This is a genomic window from Bradyrhizobium sp. Ken51, from assembly GCF_055807435.1.
The window spans coordinates 444,523-460,569 of sequence record NZ_JBVVPB010000003.1; the positions used below are offsets into that span (position 1 = coordinate 444,523).

17 protein-coding genes are annotated in these 16,047 nt (G+C 64.1%); 13 read left to right on the forward strand and 4 right to left on the reverse strand.

Translation table 11 applies throughout. From position 1 onward, the window contains the following. The first annotated feature begins 41 nt into the window (after window positions 1-41). From AC0L27_RS09135 to AC0L27_RS09160, 6 genes are all read left to right on the forward strand, one after another. Window positions 42-653 carry a glutathione S-transferase family protein gene (locus AC0L27_RS09135; RefSeq protein ID WP_354207727.1) on the forward strand — a complete coding sequence of 204 codons (612 nt, stop codon included), beginning with the start codon at window positions 42-44 and terminating at the stop codon, window positions 651-653. 15 nt (window positions 654-668) lie between these two features. Next, window positions 669-1,535, forward strand: coding sequence for an MBL fold metallo-hydrolase (locus tag AC0L27_RS09140; protein ID WP_275170824.1), 867 nt, complete (start codon window positions 669-671; stop codon window positions 1,533-1,535). A 132-nt stretch (window positions 1,536-1,667) separates the two neighbouring features. Continuing rightward, a complete protein-coding gene (locus tag AC0L27_RS09145) occupies window positions 1,668-2,819 on the forward strand; it encodes an alpha/beta hydrolase (RefSeq protein ID WP_354207723.1) in 1,152 nt (383 codons plus the stop codon). A 62-nt stretch (window positions 2,820-2,881) separates the two neighbouring features. After that, a complete protein-coding gene (gene mbfA, locus AC0L27_RS09150; protein ID WP_219682962.1) occupies window positions 2,882-3,853 on the forward strand; it encodes an iron exporter MbfA in 972 nt (323 codons plus the stop codon). A 243-nt stretch (window positions 3,854-4,096) separates the two neighbouring features. After that, entirely contained in the window at window positions 4,097-5,569 is a 1,473-nt protein-coding gene (locus tag AC0L27_RS09155; RefSeq protein ID WP_354207721.1) for an amidase, read from the forward strand. A gap of 10 nt (window positions 5,570-5,579) precedes the next feature. Further along, complete coding sequence (locus AC0L27_RS09160) at window positions 5,580-5,933, forward strand: nuclear transport factor 2 family protein (protein ID WP_354207719.1); 354 nt, start codon at window positions 5,580-5,582, stop codon at window positions 5,931-5,933. Window positions 5,934-5,990: 57 nt separating this feature from the next. Here the strand turns inward: AC0L27_RS09160 and AC0L27_RS09165 are convergent, their stop codons facing one another. After that, the gene (locus tag AC0L27_RS09165) at window positions 5,991-6,473 is read right to left on the reverse strand and encodes a CinA family protein (RefSeq protein ID WP_354207717.1); all 483 of its coding nucleotides are present in this window, start codon (window positions 6,471-6,473) and stop codon (window positions 5,991-5,993) included. A gap of 163 nt (window positions 6,474-6,636) precedes the next feature. Here AC0L27_RS09165 and AC0L27_RS09170 point away from each other — a divergent pair, with 163 nt between their 5' ends. Genes AC0L27_RS09170 through AC0L27_RS09180 form a run of 3 tightly spaced genes read left to right on the forward strand, consistent with a single transcriptional unit; the run spans window position 6,637 to window position 9,241 of the window. Then, complete coding sequence (locus tag AC0L27_RS09170) at window positions 6,637-7,695, forward strand: amidohydrolase family protein (RefSeq protein WP_354060954.1); 1,059 nt, start codon at window positions 6,637-6,639, stop codon at window positions 7,693-7,695. Window positions 7,696-7,718: 23 nt separating this feature from the next. Beyond that, on the forward strand, window positions 7,719-8,828 hold the full coding sequence (locus tag AC0L27_RS09175; protein WP_354207715.1) for an amidohydrolase family protein: 1,110 nt from the start codon (window positions 7,719-7,721) through the stop codon (window positions 8,826-8,828). Further along, a complete protein-coding gene (locus tag AC0L27_RS09180) occupies window positions 8,828-9,241 on the forward strand; it encodes a Rieske (2Fe-2S) protein (protein WP_354060950.1) in 414 nt (137 codons plus the stop codon). The genes AC0L27_RS09175 and AC0L27_RS09180 overlap by 1 nt, the downstream gene beginning before the upstream one ends. A 36-nt stretch (window positions 9,242-9,277) precedes the next feature. On the opposite strand, the gene AC0L27_RS09185 is transcribed toward AC0L27_RS09180, so the two are convergent. After that, on the reverse strand, window positions 9,278-10,177 hold the full coding sequence (locus AC0L27_RS09185; RefSeq protein WP_354207712.1) for a transcriptional regulator GcvA: 900 nt from the start codon (window positions 10,175-10,177) through the stop codon (window positions 9,278-9,280). A 110-nt stretch (window positions 10,178-10,287) separates the two neighbouring features. On the opposite strand from AC0L27_RS09185, the gene AC0L27_RS09190 reads away from it, so the two are divergent. Together AC0L27_RS09190 and AC0L27_RS09195 are read left to right on the forward strand one after the other, a co-directional pair. Beyond that, complete coding sequence (locus tag AC0L27_RS09190; protein ID WP_007599575.1) at window positions 10,288-10,491, forward strand: DUF1127 domain-containing protein; 204 nt, start codon at window positions 10,288-10,290, stop codon at window positions 10,489-10,491. An 80-nt stretch (window positions 10,492-10,571) separates the two neighbouring features. Beyond that, entirely contained in the window at window positions 10,572-11,195 is a 624-nt protein-coding gene (locus AC0L27_RS09195; protein ID WP_354207710.1) for a GNAT family N-acetyltransferase, read from the forward strand. 52 nt (window positions 11,196-11,247) lie between these two features. Here AC0L27_RS09195 and AC0L27_RS09200 read toward each other — a convergent pair whose 3' ends face one another. Together AC0L27_RS09200 and AC0L27_RS09205 are read right to left on the reverse strand one after the other, a co-directional pair. Then, window positions 11,248-12,078 (reverse strand): enoyl-CoA hydratase, encoded by an 831-nt coding sequence (locus AC0L27_RS09200; protein WP_354207708.1) that lies wholly within the window; start codon window positions 12,076-12,078, stop codon window positions 11,248-11,250. 112 nt (window positions 12,079-12,190) lie between these two features. Then, entirely contained in the window at window positions 12,191-12,892 is a 702-nt protein-coding gene (locus tag AC0L27_RS09205; RefSeq protein ID WP_354060942.1) for an SDR family NAD(P)-dependent oxidoreductase, read from the reverse strand. Window positions 12,893-13,123: 231 nt separating this feature from the next. Here AC0L27_RS09205 and AC0L27_RS09210 point away from each other — a divergent pair, with 231 nt between their 5' ends. Further along, complete coding sequence (locus tag AC0L27_RS09210) at window positions 13,124-14,908, forward strand: acyl-CoA dehydrogenase family protein (protein ID WP_354207706.1); 1,785 nt, start codon at window positions 13,124-13,126, stop codon at window positions 14,906-14,908. A gap of 43 nt (window positions 14,909-14,951) precedes the next feature. After that, the gene (locus AC0L27_RS09215; protein WP_354207704.1) at window positions 14,952-16,040 is read left to right on the forward strand and encodes a Zn-dependent alcohol dehydrogenase; all 1,089 of its coding nucleotides are present in this window, start codon (window positions 14,952-14,954) and stop codon (window positions 16,038-16,040) included. The last annotated feature ends 7 nt before the right edge of the window (window positions 16,041-16,047 follow it).

Sequence of the window (16,047 nt, forward strand, 5' to 3'; positions counted from 1 at the left end):
GAGACACCGTTTGCTCAAGACCGATCGCAGGGAATTGTCCCATGAAGCTCACCTTCTCCCCCGCCTCGCCCTTCGCCCGCAAGGTGCGCATCGCCGCGATCGAGCTCGGGCTGATCGACAAGATCGAGTTCACGCCGGCAGCCGTCGCGCCCGGCACGGCCAACGAGGACTATTCGCGCATCACGCCGCTGAAGAAGCTGCCGGTGCTGATCACCAATGACGGCGATGTTATTTTGGACTCCTATGTCATCGTCGAATATCTCAACGAGATGGTCGGCGGCAGCCTGATCCCCGACTACGGTCCGCGGCGCTGGAAAGCCAAGACCAATCATTCCCTGATCAACGGCATGCTCGATTCCATGCTGCTGTGCCGCTACGAGAAGATGGTGCGGCCGCAGGGCCTGCAATGGCAGGCTTGGTCGGACGACCATTGGAATCGGGCCTGGACCGGCATGGCGCGCTTCGAGAACATGCCTGAAGTGCTCAACGGCCCGTTCGATATCTCGCAGATCGGCCTCGTTTGCGTGCTCGGCTATGTCGACTTCCGCTTCGCCGATTGCGGCTGGCGCAAGGCCTATCCGAAGCTCGACGCCTTCCACCAGAAGATGCTCGAGCGACCCTCCGTGAAGATCTCGGTGCCGCCGGCCGCATAAAGCGCAGGAGTTCTTATGAGCCTGAAATACTCGGTCGGCGATCTCACCATTCATCGGATCATCGAGCAGGAGACGACGTTCCTCCCGGCACTGGAGCTCATCCCTGGTCTGACGCCGGAGGTGCTGGCCGAGAACCGCGCGTGGATGCGAGAAACCAAGGCGATCGACGACCAGGATACGCTGATCCTGTGTTTCCAGTCCTATGTCATCAAGACGCCGCATCACACCATTTTGGTCGACAGCTGCATCGGCAACGACAAGCCGCGGCCGCGGCCGAAATGGAACATGAAGACTGATGATGCCTATATGCGCGGTCTCGCCGCCGCAGGTTTCTCGGTCGACGACATCGACTTCGTGATGTGCACGCATCTGCATGTCGATCACGTCGGCTGGAACACGCGGCTGGAGAACGGCCGCTGGGTGCCGACCTTCCCGAAAGCGCGCTACGTCTTCGCCAAGCAGGAATTCGATCACTGGACCGAGCAGAACGCGAAGGCGGAGGTGCCGCCCTTCGCCGACAGCGTGCTGCCGGTGGTCGAGGCCAAACGCCACGAACTCGTCGGCAACGATCACCAGATCGGCGATCACGTTCGTATTCTGCCGACGCCGGGCCACACGCCGGGCCATATCGCCATCACGATGGGCCACGGCAAGGACGACGCCGTGTTCTCCGGCGACCTCATGCACTCACCGATCCAGACGCTCTATCCGGAGCTGTCGGTGAAATTCGACGTCGATCAGGCCAAGGCAGCAACGACGCGCCGCAGCTTCCTGGAACGCTATTGCGACACCGACACGCTGTGCTGCACCGCGCATTTCCCCTCGCCGTCGGTGGGGAAGATCCGGCGCAAGGGCAGTGGCTTCGTCTGCGCGGCGGTCTAACGCGGCCTTCCGTTCCGTCATGCCCGGGCTTGTCCCGGGCATCCACGTTCTTACAATCAACCGCAACGAAGAACGTGGATGGCCGGGATTTTGGAGAGACGCGCTTCGCCGGACCATGACGAGGAAACAAACATGACCGACCTCCCCGACATCCCGCTCCCTGCTGGCATCCGCTCACGCTATGTCGACGACATCAACGGCCTGCGCATCCATGTGCTGGAGGCCGGCTTCGAGACCAAGGGGCGGCCCTGCATCCTGCTGCTGCACGGCTTTCCGGAGCTCGCCTTCTCCTGGCGCAAGGTGATGCCGGCGCTCAGCTCGGCCGGCTATCACGTGATCGCGCCGGACCAGCGCGGTTATGGCCGGACGACGGGATGGAGCGCGGATTACGACGGCGACCTCGCGCCCTTTTCGCTCTTCAACCTGGTGCGGGATGCGCTCGGGCTGGTGTCAGCGTTCGGCTACAGGCAGGTCGATGTGGTCGGACATGATTTCGGCAGCCCGGTCGCGGCCTGGTGCGCGCTGATGCGGCCCGACGTGTTTCGTTCGGTGGCGATGATGAGCGCGCCGTTCGGCGGAGCGCCGCCACTGCCGTTCAATACGGTCGACGCGCCGGCAAAACCACCGGTTGAAGACCCCGTGCATCGCGAGCTCGCCGCCTTGCCGCGTCCGCGCAAGCATTATCAGTGGTACTATGCGACACGCCCGGCCAATGCCGATATGCACCGTGCGCCGCAAGGCGTGCATGATTTCCTGCGCGCCTACTATCATCACAAGGGTGCGGACTGGACCGACAACAAGCCATATCCGCTGAAATCCTGGTCGGCAAACGAGCTGGCGAAGCTGCCGACCTATTATGTGATGGACCTGAACGAGACCATGGCCGAGACGGTCGCGAAAGAGATGCCCTCGCCGGCCGCGATCGCCGCCAATCAATGGCTGCCCGACCGCGAGCTCGCCTACTACAGCGCCGAATATGACCGCACCGGATTCCAGGGCGGCCTGCAATGGTACCGCTGCGGCACATCGGGCGCATTCAACAGCCAGCTCCAATTGTTGGCCGGCCGCACCATCGATGTCCCCTCCTGCTTCGTCTCGGGCAAGCAGGATTGGGGCACTTATCAGCGTCCGGGCGTGTTCGAGGCCATGCAGGCGCGGGCCTGCACGAAGTTGCTCGGCTGCCACCTCGTCGACGGCGCCGGTCACTGGGTGCAACAGGAGCAGCCGGCCGAGGTAAGCCGCCTGCTGCTCGATTTCCTGGCGAAGAGCCGCGGCGTGATTTGACCCTGGAACCCCGCCGCCCTATATATTTTAGAATTATTCTAAACTAGTGAGACAGGGCCGCCGTGAAGAATTTTGCCGATCTGACCGAGCGCGAGGTGCTTGCGGTCGCAATTTCCTCCGAGGAGGAGGACAGCCGCATCTATATGAGCTTCGCCGAAGACTTGAAGGAGCGCTATCCGGACTCCGCCAAGATCTTCGAGCAGATGGCCGAGGAAGAGCGCGGCCATCGTCACATGCTGCTGGAAATGTATGAGCAGCGCTTCGGTCCGCATTTGCCCCCGATCCGCCGCGAGGACGTCAAAGGCTTCCTGCGCCGCCGTCCGGTCTGGCTCACCAAGAACCTGCCGCTCGACACCATCCGACGGGAAGTCGAGACGATGGAATTGCAGGCCGAGCGCTTCTACGTGAAGGCGGCTGAGCAGGCGCAGGATGTCGGCGTGCGCCGCCTGCTCGGCGATCTGGCCGAAGCCGAGAAAGGCCACGAAGAGGTGGCCGCGAAGCTGACCGACCAGATCCTGAGTTCAGACGTGCGCGCGGAGGAAGACCGCACCAACCGGCGCATGTTCGTGCTGCAATATGTGCAGCCAGGTCTCGCCGGCCTGATGGACGGCTCGGTTTCGACGCTGGCGCCGCTGTTTGCGGCTGCCTTCGCCACGCATCAGAATTGGCAGACGTTTCTGGTCGGCCTCGCCGCCTCGATCGGTGCCGGCATCAGCATGGGTTTTGCGGAGGCGCTGTCCGACGACGGCTCGCTGACCGGTCGCGGTTCGCCCTGGCTCCGCGGTCTCACCTGCGGCTTGATGACGACGCTCGGCGGGCTTGGACATACCTTGCCGTATCTCGTGCCCGATAGCTGGGCCAACGCCTTCTGGATCGCGACCGGAATCGCCGGAATCGTCGTGTTCTTCGAATTGTGGGCGATCGCCTTTATCCGCGCGCGCTACATGGACACGCCGTTCCTGCAGGCCGTATTCCAGATCGTGCTTGGTGGCGCGATCGTGCTCGCCGTGGGGATATTGATCGGAGCGGCGTAACAGCCTCACTCTCGGTGTCATGCCCCGCGAGGGCGCAGCATCCAGTACGCCGCGACCTCTCCGTGTCCGATCGGCGCCGGTGGAATACTGGATCGCCCGGTCAAGCCGGGCGATGACTGCGAGTGGTTGCTTGGCTCACCGCGTTCCGTCTTGCTCACATGTCAATCGCGATCAAACGGCGATTGCGGTGCTGGGCCAAACTGCGCATCATTGTTCGAGGACAAGAAGAACAGGAGATGCGCCATGGCCAAATCCGAATGGAGCTTCAAGAGCGCGGTCGCGCTGTCGGCGGCACTGACGGCCAAGAAGGTTTCCGCGGTCGAGCTCACGCAGGATGCGATCGACCGAATCGAACGGCACGACGGCAAGGTCAACGCGATCTGCGTCCGGGATTTCGACCGCGCGCTCGACGCCGCACGCGAGGCGGACGCCGCGTTGGCGCGCGGCGAGCGGAAGCCGCTGCTCGGCCTCCCCATCACGGTGAAGGAATCCTACAACGTCGCCGGCCTGCCCACGACCTGGGGCTGGACGCTGCAGAAAGACTTCAAGCCGGCGGAGGACGCGCTGTCCATCGCCCGGGTGAAGGGTGCCGGTGGCGTCATCCTCGGCAAGACCAACGTGCCCGTGGGTTTGGCGGATTGGCAGAGCTACAACGAGATCTACGGCACGACCAACAATCCATTCGATCTCGGCCGCACGCCGGGTGGCTCGTCGGGCGGCTCGTCTGCGGCGCTCGCGGCAGGCTACGGACCACTCTCGCTAGGGTCGGACATCGGCGGCTCGTTGCGCGTGCCCGCCTTCCATTGCGGGGTCTATGCGCACAAGCCGACCTACAATCTCTGTCCAACACGCGGCCATACGCCGCCGCCATTTCCTGCCATCCCGATGGAGCGCGATATGGCGGTGATCGGTCCGATGGCGCGCAGCGCAGTCGATCTGCCCCTGCTCCTGGACGTGATTGCAGGCCCCGATCATCTGGACCTGGGCGTAGGATACAAGCTCGCGCTGCCGGAGGCGCGACACCGCGCGCTGAAGGATTTTCGCGTGCTGGTGATCGACAGCCATCCGTTGCTGCCTGCGAATGCCGACATTCGCGGCGCCATCGAGAAGCTGGCGGACCAATTGTCGCGCGCAGGTGCGAGCATCACGCGCGAAAGCCCGCTGTTTCCCGACTTCACGGATGCCTCTCGCCTCTACATGCGCATGCTGATGGGTTTTCTCGGCGCCTTCCTTCCGCCGGACATTCTCGCCGGCGCGCGTGCCGGAGCAGCGCAGCTCTCGCCTGAGGACAAGAGCCTTGCTGCCGAGCGGCTGCGCGGCATGACCAGCACACATCAGGCCTGGGTGTTCGACGAAGGCGCTCGGGCCGGCCTGCGCGCGCAATGGCGACACCTGTTCAGGACATTCGATGCGGTGATCTGCCCGATCATGCCGACCCCAGCCTATCCGCATGATCATTCGCCGGAGCAGGAAGAGCGCCGGATCAATATTGATGGCAAGGACTTTGCCTATCCGGACCAGCTTGCGTGGCCCGGCATCGCCACGCTGACGGGCCTGCCGGCAACGGCTGTTCCGCTCGGTCTGTCGAAGGAGGGCCTCCCGGTCGGCGTGCAAATCATCGGGCCCTTCCTCGAGGACCGCACGCCGCTGAAGCTCGCCGAGCTGATCGAACGCGAGTTCGGCGGGTTCGTGCCGCCGCCCTTGTTCAATGACTGAGGGAAATCTCATGAGCAACGACCTCGAACAGCTCACCGCGCTCAACCGCGACTATGTCGCCTCCGTGCAGAATTGCGACGTCAAGCGCTTCGACGAAATTTTGGCGCGGGAGTTCTACTGCTCCAATCCCGACAAGACGCTGGTCGATCGCGAGGCCTTCCTGAAGCAGACGGCGCGGCCGATTGCGATCCGGAATCTCAGGGAGCACGACGTCATCATCCGCATCATGGGCGATTTCGCCATCATCCACGCGGGGACGAGCTACACCAATGCGGACGGCCAGCAGGCCACCGGGCGCTATACCGATTGCTGGGCGAAGGGAGGCGAGACGTGGCTGGCTGTGTCGGCGCACGTGTCGCGGTAAAGAGCGCGTCACACCACACATTCTCCGGGACAGCCAGATATTCGGGAGGCCGCGAGCTCACCGCTCCAGATTCTTCAGCAGCAATTTCAGCGCTGTCGCCGCAAAGGTCTGCATATTGGCCAAGCGGTCGTTGCTGCCCGTCTCCAGCGTCATCACCTCAACTGCGGGCCCGGCGACCGCCATGCAGCTATGGCCCGCCGCATCGCCGTAGCGATTGCCGGTCGGACCGGACGCGCCGGTCTCGGACAGGCCCCAATCGCAGTTGAAACGGCCGCGCATCCGCTCGGCCAGCAGTTGCGCGTAGGGCTCCGACGAGGAACGAAAGCCCTTCATTCCTTCGTCTGAAATATCCATCAGCACGCGCCTGGCATCGCGGGTGTAGACCACGGCGCCGCTGAGGAAATAGGCGGACGCGCCGGGCACCGCGAGAAGGCTGGCCGAGATCAGGCCGCCGGTCGAGGATTCCGCCACGGCAATGGTCTGTTTGCGCGCGATCAGCTTCGCTGCAACCTGTTCCGCAATGCCGACGAGCTCTTTCATTCGTTGACCCCTTATTCCTTCGCAACCGAGCTCGGCCTTTCTAGCATATGACAGCGCCCTTGGCCGAGTTGCAGGCAACGGGCAGGCCTGCTTGAATGGCGGCAAGGCGGAGCGGCCAAGCGCTGCCCGAGAAGGCGCGACGAGGAAACGCGAAGGACACGTCATGGCGTCCCTGATCGCCGGCGGGGTGGATTGCGATGTGCATCCGGCCGTGCCGCATCTGACCAGCCTGCTGCCGTACCTGAACGACTATTGGCGCGATCAGGTGACGACGCGCGGCATGGTCGATCTCATCTCGCAATCCTACCCGCAAAACTCGCCGATCACGGCGCGGCCCGACTGGCGCCCCGGAAGCGGCAAGCCGGGCGAGAGCCTTGCGGACATGCAGCGCCATGTGCTCGATCCCTTTCAGCTCTCGCATGCCATCTGCAATCCGCTCTACGGCGTGCAGATGGTGTTTTCCGAGGATCTGCAGGCCGCCTTCTGCCGCGCTTTGAACGAGTGGCTCACGAAAGAATGGCTCGATCGCGATCAGCGGCTGCGCGGCTCCATCGTGATCCCCACCCAAAGCGTCGAGAAGGCCGTCGCCGAGATCGAGCGCTGTGCGGCGGATCGACGCTTCGTGCAGGTGCTGATGCTGGTGATGGGCGATACGCCGCTCGGCAAGCGCGCGCTATGGCCGATCTACGAGGCAGCAGAACGGCTGGACCTGCCGATCGGCATTCACGCCGGTTCCGCCTATCACAATCCGCCGACCGCCGTGGGCTGGGGTTCCTACCACATCGAGGATTATGCCGGTCAGGCCCAGGCGTTCCAGACCCAGCTCACCAGCCTGATCGTCGAGGGCGTATTCGCCAAATATCCGCGGCTGAAGATGGTGATGCTGGAATCAGGCGTGTCCTGGATCTCGCCCTTTCTCTGGCGCCTTCACAAGTTCTGGCGGGGCGTGCGGATGGAGACGCCGTGGGTTGATCGCGCGCCGCTGGAGATTGTGCGCAGCAACATCCGCTTCTCGTTGCAGCCATTCGACGCGCCGCCGGACGAGGCGACATTAATTCGCCTGTTTGATCATATGCAGTCGGACGAATTAGTCCTATTCTCCACCGACTATCCGCACTGGCAGTTCGACGGCCAGGAGGCGCTGCCCGCAGGTCTCACCCCCGATCTCGTGCGCAAGATCATGATCGATAATCCGCATGCGACCTATCCCCGCCTGACTTAGCCGCTGCCAAAGGAGGCAAGGCGATGAATATTCAGTTCCGCGAAAGCTCCGAAGCCGCTTCCCCACTGACGGTCAAAACCGCAATTGCGGACTGCGACATCCATCCGGCACGCGCGACCCGCGCCGAGCTCTATCCTTACCTCGCCAAACGCTGGCAGCATCATCTCGAAGTCTACGGCGTCCATGCCTATCAGGGCATGATGGAAGGTCCACCCTATCCGAAGGCCCAGCCCAACGCCTCGCGCCGCGACGCCTATCCGCCGGAAGGCGGGCCGCAGGGCTCATCGCTATCCTTCATGCAGAAGCAGCTGCTCGATCCCCACAACGTGCAGCTCGGCGTGCTCAATCCCCTCAACACCGGACAGGGCATCCGCAATCACGAGCTCTCGGCCGCCTTGTGCTCGGCGATCAACGACTGGCAGATCGACAAATGGACCAGCAAGGACAAGCGGCTGAAGGCGTCCATCGTCGTCGGCAATGAGGACGGCCTGTCGGCCGCCGCCGAAATCCGCGAACGCGCCGGCGACAAGAATTTCGTGCAGGTGCTGCTGCTCAGCCGCAATGTCGAGCCGCTCGGCCAGCGCCGCTACTGGCCGATCTATCAGGCCGCGGAAGAGGCCGGCCTGCCCGTCGGCGTCCACGCCTTTGGTTTCGGCGGCAACCCGATCACGCCGTCGGGCTGGCCTTCCTATTACATCGAGGAGATGGTCGGCCATTCGCAGTGCCAGCAATCGGCGCTCGCGAGCCTCGTGCTGGAGGGCGTGTTCGAGCGCTTCCCGAAATTGAAGATGGTGATGATCGAGGCCGGCTTCGGCTGGGCGCCGTCACTGGCGTGGCGGCTCGACAAGGTCTGGCAGCGGCTGCGGAGCGAGGTGCCGCATGTCAAACGGCCGCCGTCCGAATATATCCGCGAGCAGGTGTGGTGGACGACGCAGCCGATGGAGGATCCGGAGCGGCGCGAGGATCTGTTCGACGTCATCAAGTGGATCGGCTGGGACCGGCTGCTGTTCGCGACCGACTATCCGCACTGGGATTACGACGAGCCGTCGCGCGTGCTGCCCGCGGGCGTCAGCGACGACAACCGCGAGGCGTTCTATCTCGGGAATGCGAAGAACCTGTACGGGATCGCTTGATGGCGCGGCATGTGATTGCCGCGGTCGACGAGCTTCCGCCCGGCACGCGAAAATTTCTGGAGATCGACGGACGGCCGATCGCAATCTTCAACATCAAGGGTGAATATTTCGGCCTGATGAACCGCTGCCCGCATCAGGGCGCGGCGCTGTGCGAGGGGCCGCTCATCGGGCTCGCGCAATCGACGGATCCCGGCGAGATCGAATACACCAAGCTCGGCGAAATCATTCGCTGCCCATGGCATGGCTGGGAGTTCGACATCCGCACCGGCCAGTCCTATTGCGACCCCCGCCGCTTCCGCGTGAAGGCCTATCCGGCTCATGTCGAGCCGGGTGCGAGCGTTGTGAAGGGGCCGTATGTCGCCGAGACTGTCGCGGTGAAGGTCGAGAGCGATTACGTCGTGGTGGAGTTGTAGCGAGAAGCAGGTGGCCGGACATGCGCCGGCACGATCTCAGGCTTTATTCTGCGTTGCAGTGATCATCCAATCGCGGAATGCGGCGAGCTTCGGCGCCTCGCGGCGGCCCTCCGGCGCGACCAGGTAGAAGCCGGCATCGGCCGGCAGCGCGATCTTGAAGGGAACCACGAGCCGGCCCTTGACGATGTCGTCCTGGACGTAGGAGGTCCGCCCCATCGCCACGCCGATGCCGTCGATCGCGGCCTGGATGGTCATGAAGATCATGTCGAAGGTGATGCCGGGCTGCCTGGCGATGTCGGCCGGCTGACCTGCCGCGGTCAACCACAGCCGCCAGTCGTCGCTGTTGGCGTTGGAGGTGTGCAGCAGCATGTGGCTCTTTAGGTCCTCCGGACAGCGCAACGGCTTGTCGCCGCGGAGGAGAGACGGGCTGCACACCGGAAACAGCTCGTCTGCCATCAGCCAGTCGGCGCGCAAGCCCGGCCACTGGCCGCGCCCGTAGCGGATCGCGGCATCGACATTGTCGCGCTGGAAGTCGACGAGGCCGGTCGAGGTGGTGATGCGAACGTCGATGCCGGGATGGTGCTCCTGGAAATCGGTCAGCCGCGGCAGCAGCCATTTTGCGGCGAGCGAGGCCAACGTCGAAACCGTCAGCACCTTGTCGTCGTCCTTGCGCAGCAGCCGATCGGTGGCAAGGCGGAGGTCGTTGAAGGCGGCACGGACGCCCGGCAGATAGTCGCGCGCTTCCGGCGTCAGCGCCAGCGCGCGGTTCTGCCGGACGAACAGGCGGATGCCGAGCTCCTCCTCCAGCCTGCGGATCTGATGGCTGATCGCGGTCTGGGTCACGTTCAGCTCGGACGCGGCCAGCGTGAAGCTGAGATGGCGCGCGGCAGCCTCAAAGGCCCGCAATCCATTCAGAGAGGGCAATCTGGCAGTCATCTGGCAGCAGGATACATGACGTTATTTCATGCGAAAGAGTACAAATTGTCGTTTGTCGCAGTGCACCAGGAAGCAGATATTAGCGGTCAACTTAGCTCCAGGAGCTGACAATGTCTACTTTGACCCAGAATTCGATGACAAATCATCATGCGCCCGGCTTGATCCACCAGATCGGCGAGACCCTTCACGTCTGGCACGAGCGCTACCGGACCCGGCGTGAGCTCACCAACTGGTCCGCGCGTGACCTTCAGGACGTCGGGCTGTCCTGGAGCGATGTGGCCTACGAGGCCGACAAACCCTTCTGGCGGGCCTGATTGGCCGCCAGGCCGGCGCCGCCTGACTGTGGGGCGCCGGCGGTCCCTTTTCCCTTTGGTCCCCTTGGGGGCGCGGTGTCATGAGCAGCCTTCGCCTGGAAGATTTGAAGCAGTATTCGGACACGCTGCGCACGCGACACGGCGAGGCGCTGCGCGTGCGCTTCGTCGAGCCGGGCGACACCGAGGAGCTCCAGCACTATTTTCGCTCGCTCTCGACGCGCTCCCGCTACAACCGCTTCTTCGGTGCGATCAGCGAACTGCCGCAGGGCCTCCTCCAGGAATTCCTTCAGGTCGGCGAGCGCGAACGTTTTACCGTGGTCGCGACCATGATGGTGGACGGCTTCGAGACCATCGTCGCCGAAGCGCGCTACGCACTGCATGCCGAAACTGAGACGCTTGAATTCGGCCTGTCGGTTGCCGATCGCTGGCAGGGCCACGGCATCGCCACCGTGCTCATGAAGAATCTTGAATGCCGCGCGGCCGCGCTTGGCGCCGACCACATGTTCGGCGACACGCTACGCTCCAACGCGTCCATGATCTCGCTCGCGCGCAAATCGGGCTGCGCCTTCGTCAAACATCCCGACGATTGGAAGCTGGTGCGCTTCGACAAGGAGATCTCCGTCGCACCGAAAGACATTCCCTGCGCGAGCTGGCGTCTCGTCGCTCTTTCCCGTCAGGCCGATAGCCCCTCAGCCTCGGCCTGACACCACTCGAGCCCGGCCTGGCGAAAACCAGAGCCGGGCATTTTTTTCGCCGCTACTTCCCCGTGAACACCGCCTTGCGCTTCTCGATGAAGGCCTGCACCGCTTCCCTGTGATCGGCGGTTGCGGTCAGGCGGACCAGACGTTCGGCCTCGTGGTCGCGCGCGGTTTCGAAGTCGAACAGCAGGGCCTCGTCGAGATTATCCTTCATGTAGCGCAGCGCGAGGCGCGGACCTCCAGCCAAGGACTTTGCCAGGGCGAAGGCCTCCGCCTGCAATTCGTCATCGGGCACCACGCGGTTGACGAGGCCGATGGCCTCGCACCTTGCAGCATCGACCCGATCGCCGGTGAACAGCAGCTCGCGCGCCCGCGCGGTGCCGACGAGGCGCGTCAACAGCCACGCGATGCCATAATCACCGCTGAGCGCAATGCGCGCATAGCCGGTGGCGACGAAGGCCGATTGCGCGGCGATGCGGATGTCGCACGCCATGGCGATGGCGAGCCCCGCGCCGACCGCCGGCCCCGGCAGCGCCGCGATGGTCGGCTTGCGCACCGACACCAGCGCGCCGGTGAGCAGGCGCTGCCGCTCCTGGAGATCGGCGATGCGATCTTCCAGCGAGATCTCCAGCTTCTTGGGGTCGCGATGTGCGCCCATGCCCTTGACGTTGCCACCGGCGCAGAACGCTTCGCCCGCGCCGGTGATCAGCAGCGCGCCGACATCGGGGTTCTCGCCGCAGGTGCGAATCATCGTGCGTAGCGCCGGGGTCAGGGCGTCTGACAGCGAGTTGCGCGCCTCCGGCCGGTTCAGCGTGATCAATGCGACGCGATCGCGGATCACGCAGAGAAGTTCACTGGTGCCGGTATCGATGATGGTGTCCGTGGTCATGATTCCCGCCCTTGTAGGGTGGGCAAAGCGAAGCGTGCCCACCAATTGCTGTTTCGTCGTTGATGGTGGGCACGGCGCTATGCGCCTTTGCCCACCCTACGGCAGCTTGCCTTCAAAACTTCTCCACCCAAGGCCGCAGCTCCAGCTCCCAGCTCCAGGCGCTGCGCGGCTGCTGCAGCACGTTCCAGTAGCTCGCCGCGATGGCATCGGGATCGAGCATCGAATCCGGCTTCTCCGGCGCTTCCGTGCGCGCTGCGCTCCTGATGCCGCCATCGATCACGAAATGTGCGACATGGATGCCTTGCGGCGACAATTCGCGCGCCATGCTCTGCGCCAGCCCGCGCAGTGCGAACTTGCCCATCGCGAACGGTGCGGACTGTGCATAGCCCTTGACGCTTGCCGAAGCGCCGGTGAACAGGATCGCGCCGTGCTGGTTCGGCAGCATGCGCCTAGCCGCTTGCTGCGCCACCAGGAAGCCGCCATAGGCGCTGACCGCGATCGCCTGCGCCACGTCGGCCGGAACGAGATCGACGAACGGCCCGCGCGCGCGGCCGCTGGCGTTATAGACGACCAAATCGGGCGTGCCGATCTCGCGCTCGACCAGCCCGAACAGGCGCTCGACCTCATCAGGGTCGGTGGCGTTGCAGGCATAGGCCTTGGCGCCGGTCTCGCTGCAGAGCGCGCCGAGCTTCTCGATTTTTCGCGCGGCCAGTGCGACGCGGATGCCCTGGGCGGACAACAGCCGCGCCAGCGAGGCGCTCAGGCCTTCGCCGGCGCCGACGATGAGAGCGATTTTGTATTTCGGGTGTTCCATGACGTGATCTCTCGGAGACGGGAAGCCGCTGATCTATGCACGGTCCGCACGGACAACCAGCCGGGTCGATCACAATTCCGCAGAGCGAATTGCTCCCACGCGGCGATCATGCCTCCCTGACAATTTGCGGCTTTATCCGCTTTCGCGACTGGAGCATGATCGACATCATCTCAAGCGGCAAGCGCCAAATCAGCGCAAAATGACCGCAAGGCGGAAACAAAGAGGACGATCATGCACAAGCCGGCCCCCGCGCAGGCAAAACAGGTCGCGGCCGCACCATCCGGACTGCTGGCTCCCGATACCACCGGCATGAATTTCTACCGCGGCGATCAGGCCCTCACCGATCTTCTGCGCATTCATCTGCCGGAGACGCTATTCCGCCACATCGAGCCGCATCTCGATCGCCTCGGTGAACTCGCCGGTGGCACGCTCGACGACTGCGCGCGGCTTGCCGACCGGCACACGCCGGTGCTGCACCAGCGCGACAAGTTCGGCCGCGACGTGCAGTGGATCGAATACCACCCGGCCTATCGCGAGCTGGAGAAGGCAGCCTTTGGCGAGTTCGGCATCCACGCGCTCTCGATCCGCAAGGGCATCATGGGCTGGCCGGACAAATATCCCGTCGTCGCCAAGCACGCGTTCACCTTCCTGTTCAACCAGACCGAATTCGGCATGGGCTGCCCGATCAACGTCACCGATGGCTGCGCCAAGCTGCTCGCGAATTTCGGAAGTGACGAACTGAAGGCAAAATATCTGGATGGCCTGACCCAGACCGACATGAGCAAGCTGACCCAGGGCGGCCAGTTCATGACTGAGAAGGAAGGCGGCTCCGACGTCGGCACGCTGACCACGACGGCCGTGCAGGAAGGCGACCATTGGCGCCTCACCGGCGAAAAATGGTTCTGCTCCAACGCCGACGCAAAAGTCGTAATGCTGCTGGCGCGCCCCGAAGGCGCCGGCCCCGGCACGCGCGGTGTCGGTCTGTTCCTGATGCCGCGCTTCCTCGACGACGGTTCGCAGAACCACTACCGGATCGTGCGTCTGAAGGACAAGCTCGGCACGCGCTCGATGGCTTCGGGTGAGATCAAGCTTGAAGGCGCGATCGCCTATGCGGTTGGCAAGCTCGACCGCGGCTTCGTGCAGATGGCCGAAATGGTGAACTCGTCGCGGCTTTCAAATGGCGTCAAATCCACCGCGCTGATGCGGCGGGCCTACCATGACGCGATGACGGTGGCGAAAAACCGCGTGGTGTTCGGCAACCGCATCATCGACCTGCCGCTGGGCCGGCGCCAGATGCTGAAGATCATGCTGCCGGTCGAGCAGGCGTTGTCGATGAGCTTTCTCGCCGCGGACGCGCTCGACCGCGCCGAGGCCGGCAGCCAGGACGCGGCCGCGCTGCTGCGCATCCTGACCCCCACGCTGAAATTCCGCGCCACGCGCGATGCGAGAAAAGTGTGCGGTGATGCGCTCGAGATGCGCGGCGGCATCGGCTATATCGAGGAATTCGCGACCGCTCGCCTGCTGCGCGACGCGCATCTCGGCTCGGTCTGGGAAGGCACCGGCAACATCGTCGCGATCGATGCGCTGAGGCGCGCGGTCGGCCGCCACGGCGCCGAATCCGCGCTCGCCGCCGATCTGCACGCCCGCCTCGATGACAGCCCCTCGGTGCCGCAGGCCTGGCGCGACCGGCTGCACACCCTCACCGATCGCGCGGTCGGCTTCGCACGCGAGGTCGCAGGGAAGGCCGACAATGAGGCCGATGCGCGCCGCGCCACCAGCCTGCTCTATCATGTCGCCAGTGCCGTCGCGCTCGCCTGGGAGGCACATCGTATTCACGACATGCGTGGCGATGCGCGAAGGCTGTTGTTGTCGCGGCTCGTCATCGATCACCGGGTGTCGCCGAGCGATCCGTTCCGGCTGACGGAAAATGCCGTGCAGCAGAAGATCGCCGCGCTGCTGCTCGGCGATCGTGATGCCGGCATGAGCGAGGTTGGCGAACTGGTCCTGGCAGCGTAGGCTGCACCCGCGTTCAAGCAAGAAAAGCGATAGGGAGTGCTCGATGAAGGCCGCCGTCCTCCATGAAGTCAACAAGCCCCTGGTCATCGAGGATGTCAGCCTGCCGAAGCCCGGCCCGCGCGAAGTCCTGATCCGGACCTCGGTCGCAGGTCTCTGCCACTCCGATCTGCACTTCATGGAAGGTCTTTATCCGCATCCGCTGCCCGCGGTGCTCGGGCACGAGTCCGCCGGTGTCGTCGAGCAGGTCGGCTCCGACGTGACTTATGTGAAGCCCGGCGATCATGTCGTCACCTGTCTTTCGGTGTTCTGCGGCACCTGCGACAATTGCACCACGGGCCGGACGGTGCTCTGCACCGACACCACGGTAAAACTGCTGCCGGGGGCTTCCAATCGGATGCAATGGACCCGCTCCGAGAAGCTGCATCAGTTCCTCAACCTGTCGTCCTTCGCCGAACAGATGCTGGTGCACGAGAACGCGATCGTCAAAATCCGCAAGGAGATGCCGCTCGATCTCGCCGCGCTGATCGGCTGCGGCGTCATCACCGGCTACGGCGCGGTCGTGAACACGGCAAAGGTAACGGCCGGCGAGACCGTGGCCGTGATCGGGTGCGGCGGCGTCGGCATGGCCGCGATCAACGGCGCGCAGATCGCGGGCGCCGGCCGCATCATCGCCATCGACACCAATCCGGCCAAGCTCCAGCTCGCGACCAAGCTGGGCGCGACCGACATCATCAACCCCGCCGACGGCGACGTCGTGAAGCAGGTGCGCGATCTCACCAATGGCGGCGTGCATCATTCCTTCGAGGTGCTCGGCCGCAAGGAGACCGCCGAGCAGGCCTTCGGCATGCTCGCCTCGGGCGGCACGGCCACCATCGTCGGCATGATTCCGTTCGGCCAGAAGATCGAGCTGCATGGCTTCGACTTCCTGCGTGAACGCAGGATCCAGGGCTCATCGATGGGCTCGAACCATTTTCGCGTCGACATGCCGCGACTGGTGGATTTCTACCTGCGCGGCCGGCTGCATCTGGAGGACTGGATCTCCGCGAAACTGAAGCTTTCCGAGATCAACGAAGGTTTTGCCAACATGAAGGCCGGCAAGACGCTGCGCAGCGTGATCATGTTTGACAGCTGATGGCCGG

What these genes read in the sequence shown, in the direction of transcription:
- AC0L27_RS09180 (WP_354060950.1), top strand. Translation starts at nt 8,828, where the DNA reads ATGGCGCGGCATGTGATTGCCGCGGTCGACGAGCTTCCGCCCGGCACG.
- AC0L27_RS09195 (WP_354207710.1), top strand. Translation starts at nt 10,572, where the DNA reads ATGAGCAGCCTTCGCCTGGAAGATTTGAAGCAGTATTCGGACACGCTG.
- AC0L27_RS09145 (WP_354207723.1), top strand. Translation starts at nt 1,668, where the DNA reads ATGACCGACCTCCCCGACATCCCGCTCCCTGCTGGCATCCGCTCACGC.
- AC0L27_RS09200 (WP_354207708.1), bottom strand. Translation starts at nt 12,078, where the DNA reads ATGACCACGGACACCATCATCGATACCGGCACCAGTGAACTTCTCTGC.
- AC0L27_RS09155 (WP_354207721.1), top strand. Translation starts at nt 4,097, where the DNA reads ATGGCCAAATCCGAATGGAGCTTCAAGAGCGCGGTCGCGCTGTCGGCG.
- AC0L27_RS09165 (WP_354207717.1), bottom strand. Translation starts at nt 6,473, where the DNA reads ATGAAAGAGCTCGTCGGCATTGCGGAACAGGTTGCAGCGAAGCTGATC.
- AC0L27_RS09170 (WP_354060954.1), top strand. Translation starts at nt 6,637, where the DNA reads ATGGCGTCCCTGATCGCCGGCGGGGTGGATTGCGATGTGCATCCGGCC.
- AC0L27_RS09135 (WP_354207727.1), top strand. Translation starts at nt 42, where the DNA reads ATGAAGCTCACCTTCTCCCCCGCCTCGCCCTTCGCCCGCAAGGTGCGC.
- AC0L27_RS09215 (WP_354207704.1), top strand. Translation starts at nt 14,952, where the DNA reads ATGAAGGCCGCCGTCCTCCATGAAGTCAACAAGCCCCTGGTCATCGAG.
- AC0L27_RS09210 (WP_354207706.1), top strand. Translation starts at nt 13,124, where the DNA reads ATGCACAAGCCGGCCCCCGCGCAGGCAAAACAGGTCGCGGCCGCACCA.
- AC0L27_RS09185 (WP_354207712.1), bottom strand. Translation starts at nt 10,177, where the DNA reads ATGACTGCCAGATTGCCCTCTCTGAATGGATTGCGGGCCTTTGAGGCT.
- AC0L27_RS09205 (WP_354060942.1), bottom strand. Translation starts at nt 12,892, where the DNA reads ATGGAACACCCGAAATACAAAATCGCTCTCATCGTCGGCGCCGGCGAA.
- AC0L27_RS09140 (WP_275170824.1), top strand. Translation starts at nt 669, where the DNA reads ATGAGCCTGAAATACTCGGTCGGCGATCTCACCATTCATCGGATCATC.
- AC0L27_RS09175 (WP_354207715.1), top strand. Translation starts at nt 7,719, where the DNA reads ATGAATATTCAGTTCCGCGAAAGCTCCGAAGCCGCTTCCCCACTGACG.
- AC0L27_RS09160 (WP_354207719.1), top strand. Translation starts at nt 5,580, where the DNA reads ATGAGCAACGACCTCGAACAGCTCACCGCGCTCAACCGCGACTATGTC.
- AC0L27_RS09190 (WP_007599575.1), top strand. Translation starts at nt 10,288, where the DNA reads ATGTCTACTTTGACCCAGAATTCGATGACAAATCATCATGCGCCCGGC.